Annotated in this window: 13 protein-coding genes; 6 read left to right on the top strand and 7 right to left on the bottom strand. The window is 61.9% G+C overall.

Annotated features, from left to right (window positions below):
* Positions 1 to 65 precede the first annotated feature (65 nt).
* The 3 genes from PQR27_RS27625 to PQR27_RS27615 all read left to right on the top strand — a co-directional run bounded on the left by PQR27_RS27625 (position 66) and on the right by PQR27_RS27615 (position 2,370).
* Complete coding sequence (locus PQR27_RS27625; RefSeq protein ID WP_408526774.1) at positions 66 to 1,406, top strand: hypothetical protein; 1,341 nt, start codon at positions 66 to 68, stop codon at positions 1,404 to 1,406.
* A gap of 167 nt (positions 1,407 to 1,573) precedes the next feature.
* On the top strand, positions 1,574 to 1,897 hold the full coding sequence (locus PQR27_RS27620) for a VOC family protein (protein WP_408528320.1): 324 nt from the start codon (positions 1,574 to 1,576) through the stop codon (positions 1,895 to 1,897).
* A gap of 170 nt (positions 1,898 to 2,067) precedes the next feature.
* Positions 2,068 to 2,370, top strand: a complete 303-nt coding sequence (locus PQR27_RS27615) for a putative quinol monooxygenase (protein WP_408526773.1) — start codon at positions 2,068 to 2,070, stop codon at positions 2,368 to 2,370.
* Positions 2,371 to 2,428: 58 nt separating this feature from the next.
* Here PQR27_RS27615 and PQR27_RS27610 read toward each other — a convergent pair whose 3' ends face one another.
* A complete protein-coding gene (locus PQR27_RS27610; RefSeq protein WP_408526772.1) occupies positions 2,429 to 3,931 on the bottom strand; it encodes a sensor domain-containing diguanylate cyclase in 1,503 nt (500 codons plus the stop codon).
* Positions 3,932 to 4,230: 299 nt separating this feature from the next.
* On the opposite strand from PQR27_RS27610, the gene PQR27_RS27605 reads away from it, so the two are divergent.
* The gene (locus PQR27_RS27605) at positions 4,231 to 5,163 is read left to right on the top strand and encodes a 2-hydroxyacid dehydrogenase (protein ID WP_408526771.1); all 933 of its coding nucleotides are present in this window, start codon (positions 4,231 to 4,233) and stop codon (positions 5,161 to 5,163) included.
* Between the two features lie 71 nt (positions 5,164 to 5,234).
* On the opposite strand, the gene PQR27_RS27600 is transcribed toward PQR27_RS27605, so the two are convergent.
* Together PQR27_RS27600 and PQR27_RS27595 are read right to left on the bottom strand one after the other, a co-directional pair.
* Positions 5,235 to 7,793 (bottom strand): adenosylcobalamin-dependent ribonucleoside-diphosphate reductase, encoded by a 2,559-nt coding sequence (locus PQR27_RS27600; RefSeq protein ID WP_408526770.1) that lies wholly within the window; start codon positions 7,791 to 7,793, stop codon positions 5,235 to 5,237.
* A 909-nt stretch (positions 7,794 to 8,702) separates the two neighbouring features.
* Positions 8,703 to 8,987, bottom strand: a complete 285-nt coding sequence (locus tag PQR27_RS27595; protein WP_408528319.1) for a DUF3331 domain-containing protein — start codon at positions 8,985 to 8,987, stop codon at positions 8,703 to 8,705.
* 338 nt (positions 8,988 to 9,325) lie between these two features.
* On the opposite strand from PQR27_RS27595, the gene PQR27_RS27590 reads away from it, so the two are divergent.
* Positions 9,326 to 10,405 (top strand): AI-2E family transporter, encoded by a 1,080-nt coding sequence (locus PQR27_RS27590; RefSeq protein ID WP_408526769.1) that lies wholly within the window; start codon positions 9,326 to 9,328, stop codon positions 10,403 to 10,405.
* Between the two features lie 75 nt (positions 10,406 to 10,480).
* On the opposite strand, the gene PQR27_RS27585 is transcribed toward PQR27_RS27590, so the two are convergent.
* Together PQR27_RS27585 and PQR27_RS27580 are read right to left on the bottom strand one after the other, a co-directional pair.
* Positions 10,481 to 11,341 carry an alpha/beta hydrolase gene (locus PQR27_RS27585; protein WP_408526768.1) on the bottom strand — a complete coding sequence of 287 codons (861 nt, stop codon included), beginning with the start codon at positions 11,339 to 11,341 and terminating at the stop codon, positions 10,481 to 10,483.
* Positions 11,342 to 11,476: 135 nt separating this feature from the next.
* Positions 11,477 to 12,586, bottom strand: a complete 1,110-nt coding sequence (locus PQR27_RS27580; protein WP_408526767.1) for an OpgC domain-containing protein — start codon at positions 12,584 to 12,586, stop codon at positions 11,477 to 11,479.
* A 562-nt stretch (positions 12,587 to 13,148) separates the two neighbouring features.
* Between PQR27_RS27580 and PQR27_RS27575 the strand changes: the two genes are divergently transcribed.
* The gene (locus tag PQR27_RS27575; protein ID WP_408526766.1) at positions 13,149 to 14,309 is read left to right on the top strand and encodes a porin; all 1,161 of its coding nucleotides are present in this window, start codon (positions 13,149 to 13,151) and stop codon (positions 14,307 to 14,309) included.
* A 22-nt stretch (positions 14,310 to 14,331) separates the two neighbouring features.
* Here PQR27_RS27575 and PQR27_RS27570 read toward each other — a convergent pair whose 3' ends face one another.
* A complete protein-coding gene (locus tag PQR27_RS27570; protein WP_408526765.1) occupies positions 14,332 to 14,631 on the bottom strand; it encodes a hypothetical protein in 300 nt (99 codons plus the stop codon).
* Positions 14,632 to 14,921: 290 nt separating this feature from the next.
* Positions 14,922 to 15,509: an NUDIX domain-containing protein gene (locus PQR27_RS27565; protein WP_408526764.1), complete on the bottom strand. Its 588-nt coding sequence runs from the start codon at positions 15,507 to 15,509 to the stop codon at positions 14,922 to 14,924.
* Positions 15,510 to 15,636 lie beyond the last annotated feature (127 nt).

Genomic DNA, 15,636 nt, shown 5'->3' with positions numbered 1-15,636 from the left:
ATCTGATCATACCTTTTTGGAATAATAGTTAGCAATTCTAATTTGTAATTCAAAAGGAAATGAAGATGTTTGATTTGCATGGCAATATTCGCGATCTGCCCGTGATTGATCCTGAGAAAGATTGGATAACATCAGGAAAGGATCGTTCCAGGGCGGGATTGAATCTGGCTTATTCCCACGTACAGAAGCGCGCCGCTGAAGACAATCTGTCGACGAGCCTGGGGTCGACCGGGTCGTGCCCCGAACCGCTGATGTCAGGGGTATGCGCCCTTCACGCCGAAACTGAAGAAATCGTGGCGGCGCGGATCGGCACCGTATTTGGCGCCTTACAGAAGATCGTATCCACATACCGTGCCGACGCCAATCTCCAGGAGTTCCTCGAGATCCCGTGGCAGTTGAATCAATGGGTCAGGCAAGACACCCAGCCGCTGAACAACAAGATCGATTTGTGCCGCTTCGATCTGATGGGTCGCACGCTGTCGGGGCTGAGAATCATCGAGTTCAATGCCAATGCACCTGGCGGAATTGTGTATACGGGCATGATCAATCGGTACTGGCGCGAGGCGCCGTTTACTTCTGATCTCATTGCGTCATGGGGTGGCGCATCGTCTCCGTTCGAACAGTTGGACTGGGTTGTCAGGTGGCTGTCAGGCCTTGCGCATGGGCGGGGCATAGTAGACATCGAAGGAATCGGACTATTGCGTCCGGCTGGTGGAAATATGCTCGAATTGCCGCATCTGAAGAAGCGAATTGAGGCGTGCGGCCTTCGCTCGGTCATGCTCTCGCCCGAGCAGGTCAACCAGCGCGACGATCACTCTTTCCAGCTTGCCTACCTGAAATATAGGCCGCAGCGCGCCATTGAGGGTATCGGGCAATGGGAGCAGTTTTGCCGGAGTGTGGTGGAAGGGCGGCTCGTGATCCCGTCGTCTCTGGCGGGGCGTTGGATCGGTGTCAACAAGTTGTGTGCCGCAGTCATGTCCGATCCGCGCTTTTCCTATCTATTCGATGTTGCCGAGCGTGCGGCGATTCGCACCATCATTCCGATGAGCCGGAAACTCGGTGACGGCATGACTCAAGGTGAGGTGATCGCAAGCAAGGACGACTTCGTCATCAAGCATCCATATGGGTCGCGCGGTGCATCGGTTCATATCGGCCGCGACTATGACCAGACTGCATGGTCGGAACTGATAAGGAGAACCTCGTCGCTCGGTTGCCTGGTTCAACAGTATGTCGAATCCGACTATGAAGTCGACGGCGCGCCCTGCTCCAGGGACCTGAGGGTAATGATCGCCAGCGGTGCGATCGTTGGATACGGATCGCGAGTCAGCCACGCACGCAAAATCAACAGTGCGCCGGATCGACGGAAGTTGGCGGTATTGAGTTCGCTGGAGGCGCCACACCGATGACGGCCGGAGCGGAGTTTCCATAGCACGCCTGCCCGCATACCAGCAGGATGGCGGGGAGGTTCCTGATGCAAACCGGTAATGACGATACCAGGATGATTGGGCAACTGGTTGGGTTTGTGCATGGCGTCTACGATGAATACCTCATCCCACACGTCAGGAAAACCGGCATGAAACGCTTCCATATTGCTTTGGCCGTCGCCAGTCTCGAGGCCTCGATCGACGACTACAGCCACCGTCTCGGCCAACCGCCCACGGCCGTGGTGCCAGGGCGTTACGCGATGTGGCGGACCGATCTGCTCAATTTTTCGATCAACGAAATGCCGGAGAAGGCCGGGGCGCTGCGCCACGTGGGCTTCGAGGACGACGGGGTTCAGGCGTATTCAAGCAGCAAGGACGTGAACGGGCTCGAATGGGAGCTGTTTTCGGCGCAGGAGCAGGATCGGCGCATCGTGAGCACATACGGCGCGGCGGTGCGCACCGACACGGCCTGACGTGCTTGCCGGCCGGCATGCACGATGAACAAAGCCGATGTGCCGTCCTGTTCGCACAGCGGGCGCCGCCTATACTTTGCTGAGAGTCGGCTAAACCACCGCTTTCCCGGTGCCTTGCGCACCCGGGCAAAGCAAATTCGCCGTTTTCACACCGTACCAGGAGTCACGCCATGGTCAAACTTGCTTTGTTCGTTCGTCTGGAAGCCAAGCCCGGCAAGGAGAAGGAGGTCGAGGCTTTTCTGTTGAGCGGCCTGCCGCTGGTCGAGGACGAGCCCGCCACGACCGCGTGGTTCGGCTTGCGGCTGGGGCCTTCCACCTTCGGTATTTTCGACGCTTTCGAGGACGAAGCCGGCCGTGAAGCGCATCTGTCCGGCAAGGTCGCAGCGGCGTTGATGGCCAAAGCCGGCGAGCTGTTCGCTTCGCCGCCCTCGATCGGTAAGCTTGACGTACTGGCCGCGAAACTACCGGGCTGAGGCTGCTTCAAGTCGCCCGGGCGGGCGCGGTCTGCATGCCGCGCGCCCGCCGCCTTCATCAGCTTGGTTCGCCGGAACCCTGCTGATTGGCATAGTGCGAGCGTTTTTCCTCATACATCAGCAGATCGGCGCGCTGCACGCCCGCTTCGAGCCGGTCGCCGCGTTCGCAGGTCGCCGCGCCCATCGAAAAACTCAACAGCGAGCCCGGATAGAACTGGTTATTCAGATCAACCAGTTGGCGGATCGCATCGATCATCGCGACGCCGCCGCGCTCGTCGGTGTCCGGCATCAGGATCGCGAACTCGTCTCCGCCGATGCGCGCCGCGTGGAACGGCGTTTCCATCGCCTTGGCGAGCACTTCGCCGGCGCGCCGTAGCAGCGCGTCGCCGGCGGCGTGGCCGAGCTGGTCGTTCACCCGCTTCAGGCCGTTCAGATCGGCCATGATGATCGTCACCGGCCATGGGCCTTTGCGCTCCAGCCGGTTCAGTTCGTCCACGTAAAAGGAGCGGTTGCGCAGCTTGGTCAGCACGTCGTGCTTGCCGAGGAACTCCAGATACGCTTCGGCCTTCTTGCGCGCCGTGATGTCGGTGAGGGCGACCAGCACCAGGTCCCAATCGCGCTCGTGGCCGGGCAGCACGGAGAACTGCAGGTGCACATGCACCTCGTTGCCGTCGAGCGAATAATTGAGCACTTCGCGCTGCTGGAACAGCTTGCCGTCCCACAGATCGATCAACTGCTCGCGAAAGTGCGGACGCATATCGTCGCGGAATACGTCGGGCAGGCGCGCCAGCAGCGTTTTTTTGTCTTTCGCGGCGAACATGTCGAGCGTGTGCTGGTTCACGTCGATCACGTGAATCTCCTGCATGCAGCGCTCGACGAACTCGGGATGGACGTCCGTGAAGACACGAAAATCGCTGATGCCGGCCGCGCGTGCCTCGTCGAGTAGCCGCTTGACCGCGCTGAAATCCTCGACCCATAGCGAGACGGGCGAATGTTCAAACAGGCCGCGCACATACTGTTCGGCAAGCGTTACGCGATGCCGCGCGCCTTCCAGTTCGGTAATGTTTTCCACCGACACCAGCACGCGGTCCCAGCGCTGCTCGTGGCCGGGCAGCACGGCGCCCTTGAGCAGCACGTCCAGACGCTGGCCACCGAGCGTGTAATTGACCGTCTGACTCGTGAACTGCGTTTGGCCGGCCCACAACTGACATAACTCTTCGAGGTGAGTCTTGAGCATGTCGTCGCGGAACACCGAGGCGAGGTTGTCCGTCAGCGCTTCGAAATCGGCTGCCTCGAACTGCGTGAGCGTCTTCTGGTTGACCTTGATGACGCGGATACTGTGCGCGCATTCGGCAACGCGGAGCGGATCTTCGGCGAAATGCGCCCGCAGGTCCGTCACCCCTTGTGCCTGCCATGCGTCGAATAACGCGCGCACGCCGCTAAAGTCTTCGAGCCAGAGCGAGACGGGCGCGAGCTCGAACATTTCGGAATCGTCCCCCGAGGGGACTTCCTGCGGGGCGTCGTTGGCGGGCGCTAGGCCGCGCGGGAGGATATCCAGCATGAGGTTCCCGTGGTCGAAGTTCCGGCTATTCTAAGGCGGCTTGGGGGTGGCGAAAAAGAGTGACGCGTGACGCGGCGTAGTTGCGCCGGCTCATGCCTGCTCAAGCAGGGCTCATCAGGTCGCTCATCTGGTCATTAACGGCGCGGCTGGGAGGGACTTTAACCGGGTTTGCGGGGCCTTGCTGCGCCGCTCCCACGCTCGCGGAGCCCGCCTGCGAGCCACCTGGCGCCTTGTTACACTCGTTCTGTCGCCGGCCTATGCGCCCTTATCGACCCCATCGAGCAAAAAAGCGCCACGTCATGAAACCATCCCTGCTGGTATTGATTCCTTTGAACGACGCGAGCCGCGCCAATGTCGAGGCCGCTTTCGAGGTTGTCTACGCGCCCGATGCCGCCGGGCGGGCCGCAGCGATCGCGCAGCGCGGCGACGCGATCCGCGCCGTTCTGACCAACGGGACGACCGGTCTGACGGCCGCTGAAATCGACCGGATGCCGCAGCTCGAATTTGTCAGCGCGCTGGGCGCCGGCTTTGAAAACCTCGCAATCGACCACGCCCGCGCGCGCGATATCGTGCTCGTCAATGGCGCGGGCACCAACGACCATTGCGTGGCCGATCACGCGTTCGCGTTGCTGCTCGCCGTGGTGCGCGACGTTCCGCAGCTCGATCAGGCCACGCGCGCCGGCGCCTGGCGCGACACCTTGCCGATGCGCCCGAACGTCTCCGGCAAGCGGCTTGGCATCGTCGGCCTCGGCAATATCGGCGAAAAGGTCGCGCGGCGCGGCGCCGGTTTCGACATGGAAATCGGCTATCACAACCGCAAGCCGCGTGAAGGTTCAGCGCTGCGGTATTTCGACAGCCTGGAGGGGCTTGCGCGCTGGTGTGATTTTCTGGTGGTGGCGACACCGGGCGGGGCGGGTACCCGTCACCTGATCGGCAAGACGGTGCTGGAGGCGCTCGGGGCGGATGGTTTCGTGGTCAACGTGTCGCGCGGCAGCGTGGTGGATACCGCCGCGTTGGCCGAGGCGCTCGCCGCCGGTGTGATTGCCGGCGCGGCCCTCGATGTCTACGAGAGCGAGCCGCATCCGCCCGAGGCCTTGCTGGCGTTGCGCAACGTCGTGTTGACGCCGCATGTGGGCGGACGCTCGCCAGAGGCGATTACGGCTTCGGTCGATAATTTCCTGGCCAACGCGAGCCGGCACTTTGCAGGCGATGCGGTATTGACGCCGATCTGACGGCGCGAGGATGTGAGCCCGCGCCCCCAACTCACGTACGCACATGCCTGCCGGAACGCCTGCCTGAATCCTCACCCGCAGGCGCCGACTTCGCCGCACGCGGTACAGAAATCGCAGCCGTCCTTGCGGATCACTGCGTTTGCACCGCAGGAGCCGCACTTGCGTCCCAGCATGGTGTGCAGTCCTTGCATGCCGCCCGGTTGCGCCAAGGAGGACTCGTCTGACTCGCCTGGATGCGGACGCAGGCCGAAATCCGCCGATAGCGCGGTCTCGGCCTTCATCTGCCCACGCGGCAAACGCGCCAGCATGCGCGAGGGCACCTGATTGCCTTCGGCATCGAGAAAGCCGCGCCGATGCAGAATCTGCTGGATCGCAAAGGCGAGCGCCGCCACTTCCGAATCGTGCCAGCGCGGCGCGCGATGCCCGTCCATACGTTGAACATCGCCGAGCCGGACCTGCCCCCGGTCCCATGACACCTTGCGCATGTCCTGCAGGTTGCGCGCGACAAAGCCGCCGCGTGCCGCGAGTGACAGCGAACGCATGGTCGCCGTGATCCATTGCTGCGATTCGTCGCGCTGACCGGTGGGAATGAAGAACTCGATAGGGCGTTCGATGGTGACGTCTTCGCCGCCCAGGCGTCCCGTCACCTCGATAAACGACGCCGCCACGTAAAGCGACTTCTTGCCGGCCTGGGTCAGATACTCGACCTTTTCGATGATCGCGGGCAATTCGCCTTTCGGACGATGGTCGATTGCGATACGCAGCGGATCGAGATCGGCTTCGGAGAGCGTGTCGTCCGCTTGCGGCGGACTCACGCTGAGTACCGCGCCGAGCGTTTCATTGGGGCGGTACGTGGCGAGGCCCTTGAGGCCGCCTTTCCACGCGTCGAAATAGAGGCTTTCGAACGCTTCGAACGGATAGTCGGCCGGCACGTTCACCGTCTTCGAGATCGATGTATCCACGTAGGGCTGGACGGCGGCCATCATGTCGAGATGGTCGCGCGCCGACATCTGCAGCGCGCTGACGAAATAGTCCGGCAGATGATTGACGTCGCCGCCGAACTCGCGATAGAGGCGGTACGCGTAGTCTTCGACATCGAACGATTCGCGGCTGCCGTCGGCCATGACCTTCATGCGTGTGTAGGTCCACGAGAAGGCCGGTTCGATGCCGTTGGACGCGTTGTCGGCGAATGCAAGACTGACCGTGCCGGTCGGCGCGATGGACAGCAGATGACTATTGCGGATGCCGTCGCGACGGATTTCGTCCTTGATGTCGTCTGGCAGGCGTGAGGCGAATGTGCCGGGTTCCAGATAACGTGCGGCGTCGAATAGCCGGAACGCGCCGCGTTCACGCGCCAGTTCCACCGAGGCCCGATACGCCTCGTCGCGCATCAGCCGCGCGATCCGCACCGCGAAGTCGCGGCCTTCCGGCGAGTTGTAGCGCAAGCCGAGCATCACCAGCGTATTGCCGAGACCCGTGAAGCCCACGCCGATGCGCCGCTTGGCGCGCGACTCGTCGTATTGCTGCGGCAACGGCCACAGCGTGACGTCGAGCACGTTGTCAAGAAAGCGCACTTGCGTGCGGGTGCGTTGAGCGAGCCCGTCCCAGTCGAACGACGGCTTGCGGCCTTTCATCTGCGCGAACGGATCGATCACGAAGCGCGTGAGATTTAGCGGCCCGAGGTTGCAGCAGCCATAGGCCGGCAACGGCTGTTCGCCACACGGATTCGTGGCGCGGATGGTTTCGAGCGCGCGCAGATTGTTGTCCTCGTTCATGCGCGACATGAACACGATGCCGGGTTCGGCGACGTCGTAGGTGGAGCGCATGATGCGATTCCAGATCTCGCGTGCCGGACGTTCGCCATAGACCCACTGACCGTCTTCGCGTTGCCGCACGTCGCCCGCCGCGCGCAATGCGGGCGAGGGCTCCGCGCGATGGACCAGTTGCCAGGGCTGATCTTCTTCGACCGCGCGCATGAATTCGTCGGTGACCGCGACTGACACATTGAAGTTATTCCAACGGCCTTTCGAGTGTTTGGCCTCGATGAATTCGAGCAGGTCGGGGTGGTTGCAGTCGAGCACCGCCATTTGCGCGCCCCGCCGGGAGCCGGCGCTTTCGACCGTGCGACATGATGCGTCGAAGACGTCCATATAACTGCATGGTCCCGACGCGGCCGAACTGGTGGTGTGAACGCGCGCGCCTTTGGGCCTGATCGCGGAGAAGTTGTACCCGACGCCGCCACCGCGGCGCATGGTCTCGGCCGCTTGCAGCAGGGCCACGTAGATGCCTGGGAGGCCTTGTTCGTCGACGTCCTGAATCGAATCGCCGACTGGCTGGACGAAGCAATTGATGAGTGTGGCGGCGATGCCTGTGCCTGCCGCGCTCATGATGCGGCCCGCGCCGAGCGCACCGTGACGCAGATTGTCGATGAAGCGCGCTTCTACGGATTCGCGTAGTGCTTCTGGCTCAGCTTGAGCCACGCCGCGGGCGACGCGTTTGAAAATGTCGTCGGCGGATTGCTCGTCGCCCTTTGCGTATTTCTCGACGAGGACATCGAGGGAGAATTGTTGCGGTGCGATTTGTTCTGCCGCCGTTGCCGCGGCACGGGGGTCCCGGGTGTCTTCTGCCATGGTCTGCCTCTTGCGGTTGCGGAACCGCAGTGCGGTGGGGGAAGGGTCACTATAGCGCGATGGGTTGGGTTTTTTTTGCCTTTGGCGGCGGCATTTTCCTGATTCTGGCTGCTTTGGCCTTTCCTTGTTTGCTTATTGGTTTATTAGCGTTCCCCCTGTGCGGCGGGGCACCTACTTTTCTTTGCCGCCGCAAAGAAAAGTAGGCAAAAGAAAGCGGCTCAAACCGCCAACATCTAAGCGGGTCCCCTGGCTTGGAGGGGATCGTGGCTCCGTAGAGATTGGCTCTCCGCACCTTCTGGCATGAGTGACAAGGCTGTCATACCTCCCGTCTCGCACTACGTGCTCGCCAGGGCGGTCTGCCCTACACCGGTGGCTTCGTTTGTGCGCGTGGTGGCGTCGGCTTTGCCTCGCTTCGGCGAAGCGCCGGAAACGATTCGTGACTCGGGAGGCTGCTTACGGATTGGGAAAGCCAATCTGCGGATTGAACCGAGAAGCGCGTAGAAGCGCGAACAGCGGCACGAAGCGATTTGAAGGCGCGCATAGCGATTCACCGGCGCCAGAAAGTCGGGGAGGGGCTTCGCCTCGGCGAGGCGCAGAAGAGAACCGATGGTTTGATGAAGTACCGCCCCGGCGCGCGCAGCGCCGCCGGAGGAATGACGGCCTGGTCACTCACGCGGGGAGGTGCGCAGGCCCAATCTCTACGGGGCCACGATCCCCTCCAAGCCAGGGGATCCGCTTAAAAATTGGCGGTTTGAGCCGCTTTCTTTTGCCTACTTTTCTTTGCGGCGGCAAAGAAAAGTAGGTGCCGCCCCGCACAGGGGGAACGCTAATAAAACCAGAAACAAAACAAGGAAAGGCCAACGCCGCAGGCACAAGGAAATGCCGCCGCCAAAGGCAAAAAAGAAAACGCTAACCCTCGTCAATAACACCCAACAAATCAGCACAAATCATCGCCGAGGCATTCAAAGGCGCCGGCCGCTCAGCCGGCTTGAACACCGCATCTCCGCGGCGGATCTTACGCCGCGACACCGCGCATGTCCCCGACGTATGTGCCGACCTCCGCCGCCACCGCTGCTCGCCATAGTGACATCGCCCCGGCTCGACCCAGCGAATCACCAGCGTCGTGTCGGAGCGCTCAAGAATCTCGACGCGCAAGCCATTGGCTCCGTCAAGGGGGATGGACTCGATGGTCATCATCGTCGGCTCCGTATTGTGGACTGCCGAATGTAGTCCCGAGCGCGACGGATAGCTATTGTGCCGCGGTTGAAACAGTGTTCCCGAAATAGCAACAATGAAACTTGACATTTGAGCCCATCCGCAGCGGCGGGGCTTCGCGTGGCGTGTCGAATGCGATTTTGCGATAGGGCGGGTTTTTGCAACACAGTGTTGTACCCCGTGCGACAAACGTGCGTCGTCTGTAAGGGCCGCCGGCGCTTCCTTTAAGATGTGGCTATTGATGAGCGACCGGGTAACGCAAGTGTAGCGGGTCTGCGTTTTTCCGGTCGGCTCGTGCACATATCTCACGAGGTCACATGATTTCACGCCCCCCGGCTGCTCCGCCCGAACCGCCCACGTCCGACCGTCTGAAAAAACAGAAAGCGGCTTCGCTCGTGCTCTACATCGGACTCGTGCTGCTGGCGCTGTGGGTCGTGCGCGATTTCATCGCGGTCGTGGCCTGGGCCGGTGTGATCGCCATCGCGCTGTGGCCGCTGTTTCGCAGGGTCGAGAGGAACCGTCCGTTCAATGGCCGCACGACGCTGATCGCCGCAGCCTTGACACTGGCGATCGCCTTGCTGGTGGTGTTGCCAGTCGGTATCGGCATTGCGCAAGCGCTGCGCGAGGCGCATGACCTGAACGAGTGGTTCAAGGGCGTGCAGGAAAACGGCATTGCCATGCCGGACTTCATCGAGCATTTGCCGTTCGGCGTGCAGCAGGTTTCTGCCTGGTGGCAGGCCAATCTCGCTCAGCCGTTGCGCGAGTCGCCCGCGATGAAAGGACTGCACAGCAATACGCTCATGACGTTCGGCCGCCATTTCGGGGCGCGCGCGGTACACGCTGTCATGACGTTTGCGTTCATGCTGGTGACGCTCTTCGTGATCTTTCAGGCAGGGCCGCGTTTGTCGGGCTCGATAATCAAAGGGGTGCGGCGCAGCTTCGGTGACGACGGTGCGCAGCTCGTCGAACGCATGGCAGCCGCGGTGCGCGGCACAGTATCGGGGCTCGTGGTGGTGGGGATCGGCGAGGGCGCATTGATGGGCGTGGCGTATCTGGTGACGGGCTTGCCGCATGTCGCGCTGCTCGCGCTCGTCACCGCAATCGCCGCCATGCTGCCGTTCTGTGCGCCGATCACGTTTGGTCTCGCCGCCTTGTGGCTGTTCTCACAGGGATCGGTGGCCGCGGCCGTTGGGCTCGCCGTCTTCGGTTCGGTCGTGGTGTTCATCGCCGAACATTTCGTGCGCCCGCTGCTGATCGGCAACTCGACGCGTCTGCCGTTCCTGCTGGTCCTGTTCGGGATTCTCGGCGGCGCCGAAACCTTCGGTCTGCTTGGGCTCTTTGTCGGCCCCGCGCTCATGACCGTGTTGATGGTGCTGTGGACGGATCTCGTGCGATAGTCGCACGAGCATTGCGGCGCGGGTGACCGGCGTAATCGGCGCAATTGGCGTAATCGGCACCGCTGCTCCGCGCGCTTACTTCTCCTGATCGTGCGATGTCTGTTTCACGCAGCCCAGCGTGTATTTCAGCGCGGCGGGCAGCAACGCGCTCCAGACCTCCCACGTGTGACCACCGTCGATGATGCGCAGCGCCGCCGGATTGCCCGCCAGCCGAAGGTGCGTGTAGAGCGACGACGCATCGGCCTGAATCGCAAGGTCGTCGTCGCCCGCGCCGATGAACATCGGCAGGCGATACGGCCGGCTCATATAGTGCTCCCACTGCGCCGGATAGTTGAGCGCATGCCAGATACGCGCATCGAATTGCCGGTCGCCAAACACGCCCACGCGCCGTGCCGCCGAAGCGAGCGGCGGTTCGTTTGTGTAGATCGCAGGGCTCAGCAGCAGCGCGCCGCAAAAGAGCTCGGATTGCGTCATCGCATAGCGCAGCGCGCCGAAGCCGCCCATCGATACCCCGCCGATCATGCGGCCGCCGCGCTGCGTCGCGACCGCGTAGCGTGTTTCGATCTCGGGCAGCAGATCGGCGAAGAACGCGGTCTCCATCTTCTCCTTGCGATCGACATACCAGTCCGTGCCGCCTTGCGGCATCACGATCGCGACGGGCGGCATTTCCTTGCGCTCGATCAGCGCGTCCGCAGTGGTTTGCAGATGGCCCTGGGTGAGCCAGTCGTTGGCGTCGCCGTTGTTGCCGTGCAGGAGATAGAGCACGGGAATGCGCGCGGCATCGTGACGATAGCCGGTCGGCAGGTAGATCGTGTAAGCCCAGTCGCGGCCGAGCGCTTCGGAATGGAAACTTCGGCTGAGGACAGTGCTGGCGAGCGCCGGCACGCCGATCGCGGCGCACAGCGCAAGCAGTACGGAAAGTAGGAATGGACGCATGTCAGGGTAGGAGAGCGCCGCGCAGTTTGCGCGCGGCCGTCATGCTATCAGTATCGACAGCGGAATTCGTGAGCATCAAGGAGCAGGCGGACGCGCGACGCCGACAGCGTAGCCGGCACTCGGGTCGCGCGCCGCTCAGGGCGAGGTTCTGAGCCGCCAGTCCCAGACGCGCACCGCGAAGCGCTTGAGCGGCTCCGACGCGCGCGCCACGGCGAACAGTGCGCCGACCGCGACGGCATCCGCGACGAGGCCGAGGGGATAATTCAGATAACCGTCGGTAGCCGCATACAGCACCGAATCGACGACCAGTGAAATCACGGCGCCGGCGATAAAGCACAGCAGGCCCTTGCGGCCAATCATGCCGACCCACGGTAGCCATTGCGCGAGCTTTTTCGCCCAGCCAAGCTGAATCAGATTGGCGACGAGCCAGGCAATCGCGAGGAAATTCACCGCGCGCAGGTACGAGAGGTTTTGCTTGAGGCTGGCATCGAGCGGTTCATGCTCGATAAAGAGCTTGTAGTAGGCGGCGGCCGCGACCACCGCGAGTGCCGCCAGGCTGACGAGCCAGCCGAGACGATGCGCGCTGACCCGTTGATAGACCGGCTGGCAACGCGCCAGCACGCCGAGCACGAACAGCAGTTGCCAGGCGAACGGGTTGAAATCCCAATGCATGTCCGGCGCGGCAGGCAGATAGGCGTTGATAGCCGGCGCGCCTGCCCACAGGGCGACACTGGCGGCCAGCAGCAACCAGGGCTTGCTGCGCGCGAGCGGCAGAATCATCGGCACCAGTAAGGCGAAGAAGGCGTACATCGGCAACACCGAGGCGAGGTAGGGCTGGCGTCGAAACAGCAGGATGTCGCGCAGGGCGGCCACGGGGGTGTCGATCAGATCGTCGAGATCGGTGGTGGCGAGATTCGGCCCGTCGATACTGAACGCGCTGAGCACCGCGCTGACCAGTAGCATCAGGCCGGCGGTGACGAGGAACGCGCGATAGATTTCGAGCGAGCGCCGCAGGAAGCGGCTGCGCGCAATCGCCTCGTTGCGGCGTTCGGCCAGCGCGGCGTAAGCGGTCGCGGTGGCGAAGCCGCCGAGGAATACGAAGACCTCGGCGGCATCGCACAACGCGTAGGCGTGCAGCGTCACCCGCGACAGGATGCTGCCGCCGATGTGATCGACGACGATGATCAGAAGAACCAGCCCGCGAAAAAAATCTAGCTCAATCAGGCGTGACGGCGACTTGTGCATTGTGTGGTGCCAAAGGCAGCCCCGTGCGACGGCGCGCGCTAGTCCAGCGCGGCAGGCGTCTCACAAGGCTTTTGAAATTGGATTAGGTGATGCGGCGGTTGGCCGCCCCGCGGACGGCCGCCCCGCGAGGGGCCGTTCCGCTGGAGCTCCACGAACCGTGGCAGACGATGCACGGCCGCAGGCGGCAGTAAAAAATGACCAGTTTGACGGCGCGAAGTTCCGCTGCAGCGCCGCGAAAGCGTCCGATTATATTTCTTTACGTCACAGATCCGCTTGCGGCGGCGCAAAGCAAGACCGCAAAAGCCAGCCGCAAGCAGCATCGGCCTTAAGTCCGTCCTGCGCGGGGCCGTTTACCTGATTACGCGCCGGGAAAACAGTGGGCGCCGCACGCAGTGGAGATTTCGCAACGTTTTGAGATATCGAAGTTAGACCCGATGGACGGCCAGCCCAAGGCGTGTGACGATTTCTTCGAGCGCATCGAGGTTGATGAAAACGTTGTTAGAGCGTCATCGGAAAGCGGTCGGTTCGGGTTGTCCCATTACTCGAGTTCTGGGAGATCTTCATGGACAAGCAAGTGTTCGCGCTGGCTGCATCCGCCGCCTTGTGTGCCACTTTTGCCGCGCCTGCTTTCGCCCAGACGAGTGTGACGCTGTACGGCGTCATCGACGAAGGCATCAACTACACCAACAATGTCGGCCGCGGCCACGTTTATGAACTGGCGAGCGGCGATGCGCAAGGCAGCCGCTGGGGCCTGAAGGGCTCGGAGGAACTGGGCGGCGGGCTGAAGGCGATCTTCCAGCTGGAAAACGGCTTCGACGTCAACACCGGCCGGCTCAACCAGGGCGGCCGGATGTTCGGCCGCCAGGCGTTCGTCGGACTGAGCGCGGATCAATATGGTTCACTGACCTTCGGCCGGCAGTACGACTCGGTGGTCGACTATCTGGCACAGACCACGGCGAACGGCGCCTGGGCCGGCGCCCTGTTCTCGCACCCCTACGATAACGACAACACCGACAATACCTTTCGCCTTGACAACGCGGTCAAGTACACGAGCCCGTGGATCTCCGGCTTCCAGTTCGGCGGCGTCTACAGCTTCAGCAACGACACTAACTTCGCCAACAACCGCGCTTACAGTTTCGGCGGCCAGTATGCCTACGGCGGCTTGCTCGTGGCGGCCGCGTACCTGCAGGCCGACAATCCCGGCAACGGCGCGAACGGGGCGATCACCGCGAATGACGCCAGCTTCGTCGCCGCGCGCATGCGCGTATTCGGTGGCGGCATTACCTATACCTTCGGCCCGGCCACCGCCGGCTTCACGTACACCAACTCGAACTACCTGAACCCGACCGGCAACGGCTATCTCGGCGTGACGCCGCTCGTGCCACCGGGCGTATTGCTGAACTCGCTGAAGTACCAGAACTTCGAACTGAACGGCAAGTATCAGATTTCGCCCATGCTGTTCGTCGGCGCGCAGTACGTATACACGATGGAAACCTACGACGTGTCGGGTGGCGGCGTGAAGCCGAAAATCCACTCGTTCGGCCTGATGGCGGATTACAACTTTTCCAAGCGCACCGACGTCTATATTCAGGGCGAGTATCAGCAGGTGACCGGCGACCCGACCTATTCGATTCTGGACGAGGCTTTCATCCCAGGCACGCAGGCGCCCTCATCGACGTCAAAGCAGGTGGTGGTGCGCGCCGCGATCCGGCATAAGTTCTAGCAGCGTGGCCGCGTTGTTAATCTCAGTTCATGACAAAGTTCTGAACCAGAATGCCCGCGATTATGCCGGCTGGAATGCCGAAGGTTCTGCCGCGAAGGGTCGCGTTCAGATCTTCGTCGAGTAAAAAGCTGTCACGGCGATCACGCCAGATGGTTTTATATGCCAATGGTTTCGCATCCACGATAACGATGGAAATCAGGACAGTGGCGATCACCTGTTCCAGCGCGTGAAGCGTCGCCATAAACGATGAGAATTGCCCTGCATTGCACAGCCCCAGCATCACGACGGCAGCGACCAGGGTGCCAAAGAAAAAACCACTCATGAATCGGTTCGCTGAATTAAGAGAATCCACTTAAAACCTCAACTTCATTCGTCAGCCGGATCGGGCTAAACGAAGTAATAAATATATCGATCGATATCCGTTCTCCATGTGAAGGCCAGCGGTGCGATTATGTCGATGCAGGCGGACCTCAAATGGACCGCGCCAAGCATAGTTTTTTTGCGCTTGCCGACATATCGTCTTTTTCTGAACGCCGTGTGGGATGAGTCTGAAGCGCGGCCGGCAGATATCAGATAGCCGCTTGTCTCAGACAGCCATGGCCTGGTTGGCGATTACCCACGAAACAGTTTCAGCGCGGCGTACTGCAACAACATGATCGTCTTGCCGTCGACGATCTCGCCGCGCTCGACCATCGCCAGCGCGTCGTCCACCGGCAGTTCCAGCACCTCGATATCTTCGCCTTCTTCGGCGATGCCGCCGCCTGCGCCCACTTTCGCCACCGCATCGTATTGCGCGACAAAGAAATGCAGCTTTTCCGTCACCGACCCGGGGCTCATGAACGCTTCGAAGACTTTACGCACGTCGTGCACGCGATAGCCGGTTTCCTCTTCGACTTCGGCGCGAATCCTCGCCTCGGGCGACGCCATTTCCAGCAGGCCGGCCGGCGCTTCGATCAGCATGCCGTGATGGCCGTTGACGAACGCCGGCAGACGGAATTGCCGTGTCAGCACGACCGTGCGCCGACGCGGGTCGTACAGCAGAAGCGTCGCGCCATTGCCGCGGTCGTAGGTCTCGCGGCTTTGGCGTTGCCAGCTGCCGTCCGCGCGACGGTAGTCGAAGGTGGTTTTTTTCAGCACATACCAGTCGTCCGACAGCACCTGTACGTCGACAATTCGCACCCGCTCGATGGTTCCGTTCATGGCTCGCGTCCTGTGGCTAAAACTGAAAAAGGCGGTCCGACTCGCGTTTGATTCATGGTATCGTGCAGTATCGTGCAAAAACAAGTAATTTCGTGCAATCGGCTAAATCAATCGTGAAGCCGCATCA

Origin of the sequence: Paraburkholderia fungorum (genome assembly GCF_046027215.1) — a bacterium.
GTDB classification, from domain to species: domain Bacteria; phylum Pseudomonadota; class Gammaproteobacteria; order Burkholderiales; family Burkholderiaceae; genus Paraburkholderia; species Paraburkholderia fungorum_D.
Note: the sequence above shows the minus strand (reverse complement) of the source record. Positions and strands in the feature narration are given on the sequence as shown.

Bases quoted from the DNA above. Each gene is read 5' to 3' on its own strand.
- PQR27_RS27625 (WP_408526774.1), top strand. From the start codon at position 66: ATGTTTGATTTGCATGGCAATATTCGCGATCTGCCCGTGATTGATCCT.
- PQR27_RS27620 (WP_408528320.1), top strand. From the start codon at position 1,574: ATGAAACGCTTCCATATTGCTTTGGCCGTCGCCAGTCTCGAGGCCTCG.
- PQR27_RS27615 (WP_408526773.1), top strand. From the start codon at position 2,068: ATGGTCAAACTTGCTTTGTTCGTTCGTCTGGAAGCCAAGCCCGGCAAG.
- PQR27_RS27610 (WP_408526772.1), bottom strand. From the start codon at position 3,931: ATGCTGGATATCCTCCCGCGCGGCCTAGCGCCCGCCAACGACGCCCCG.
- PQR27_RS27605 (WP_408526771.1), top strand. From the start codon at position 4,231: ATGAAACCATCCCTGCTGGTATTGATTCCTTTGAACGACGCGAGCCGC.
- PQR27_RS27600 (WP_408526770.1), bottom strand. From the start codon at position 7,793: ATGGCAGAAGACACCCGGGACCCCCGTGCCGCGGCAACGGCGGCAGAA.
- PQR27_RS27595 (WP_408528319.1), bottom strand. From the start codon at position 8,987: ATGACCATCGAGTCCATCCCCCTTGACGGAGCCAATGGCTTGCGCGTC.
- PQR27_RS27590 (WP_408526769.1), top strand. From the start codon at position 9,326: ATGATTTCACGCCCCCCGGCTGCTCCGCCCGAACCGCCCACGTCCGAC.
- PQR27_RS27585 (WP_408526768.1), bottom strand. From the start codon at position 11,341: ATGCGTCCATTCCTACTTTCCGTACTGCTTGCGCTGTGCGCCGCGATC.
- PQR27_RS27580 (WP_408526767.1), bottom strand. From the start codon at position 12,586: ATGCACAAGTCGCCGTCACGCCTGATTGAGCTAGATTTTTTTCGCGGG.
- PQR27_RS27575 (WP_408526766.1), top strand. From the start codon at position 13,149: ATGGACAAGCAAGTGTTCGCGCTGGCTGCATCCGCCGCCTTGTGTGCC.
- PQR27_RS27570 (WP_408526765.1), bottom strand. From the start codon at position 14,631: ATGAGTGGTTTTTTCTTTGGCACCCTGGTCGCTGCCGTCGTGATGCTG.
- PQR27_RS27565 (WP_408526764.1), bottom strand. From the start codon at position 15,509: ATGAACGGAACCATCGAGCGGGTGCGAATTGTCGACGTACAGGTGCTG.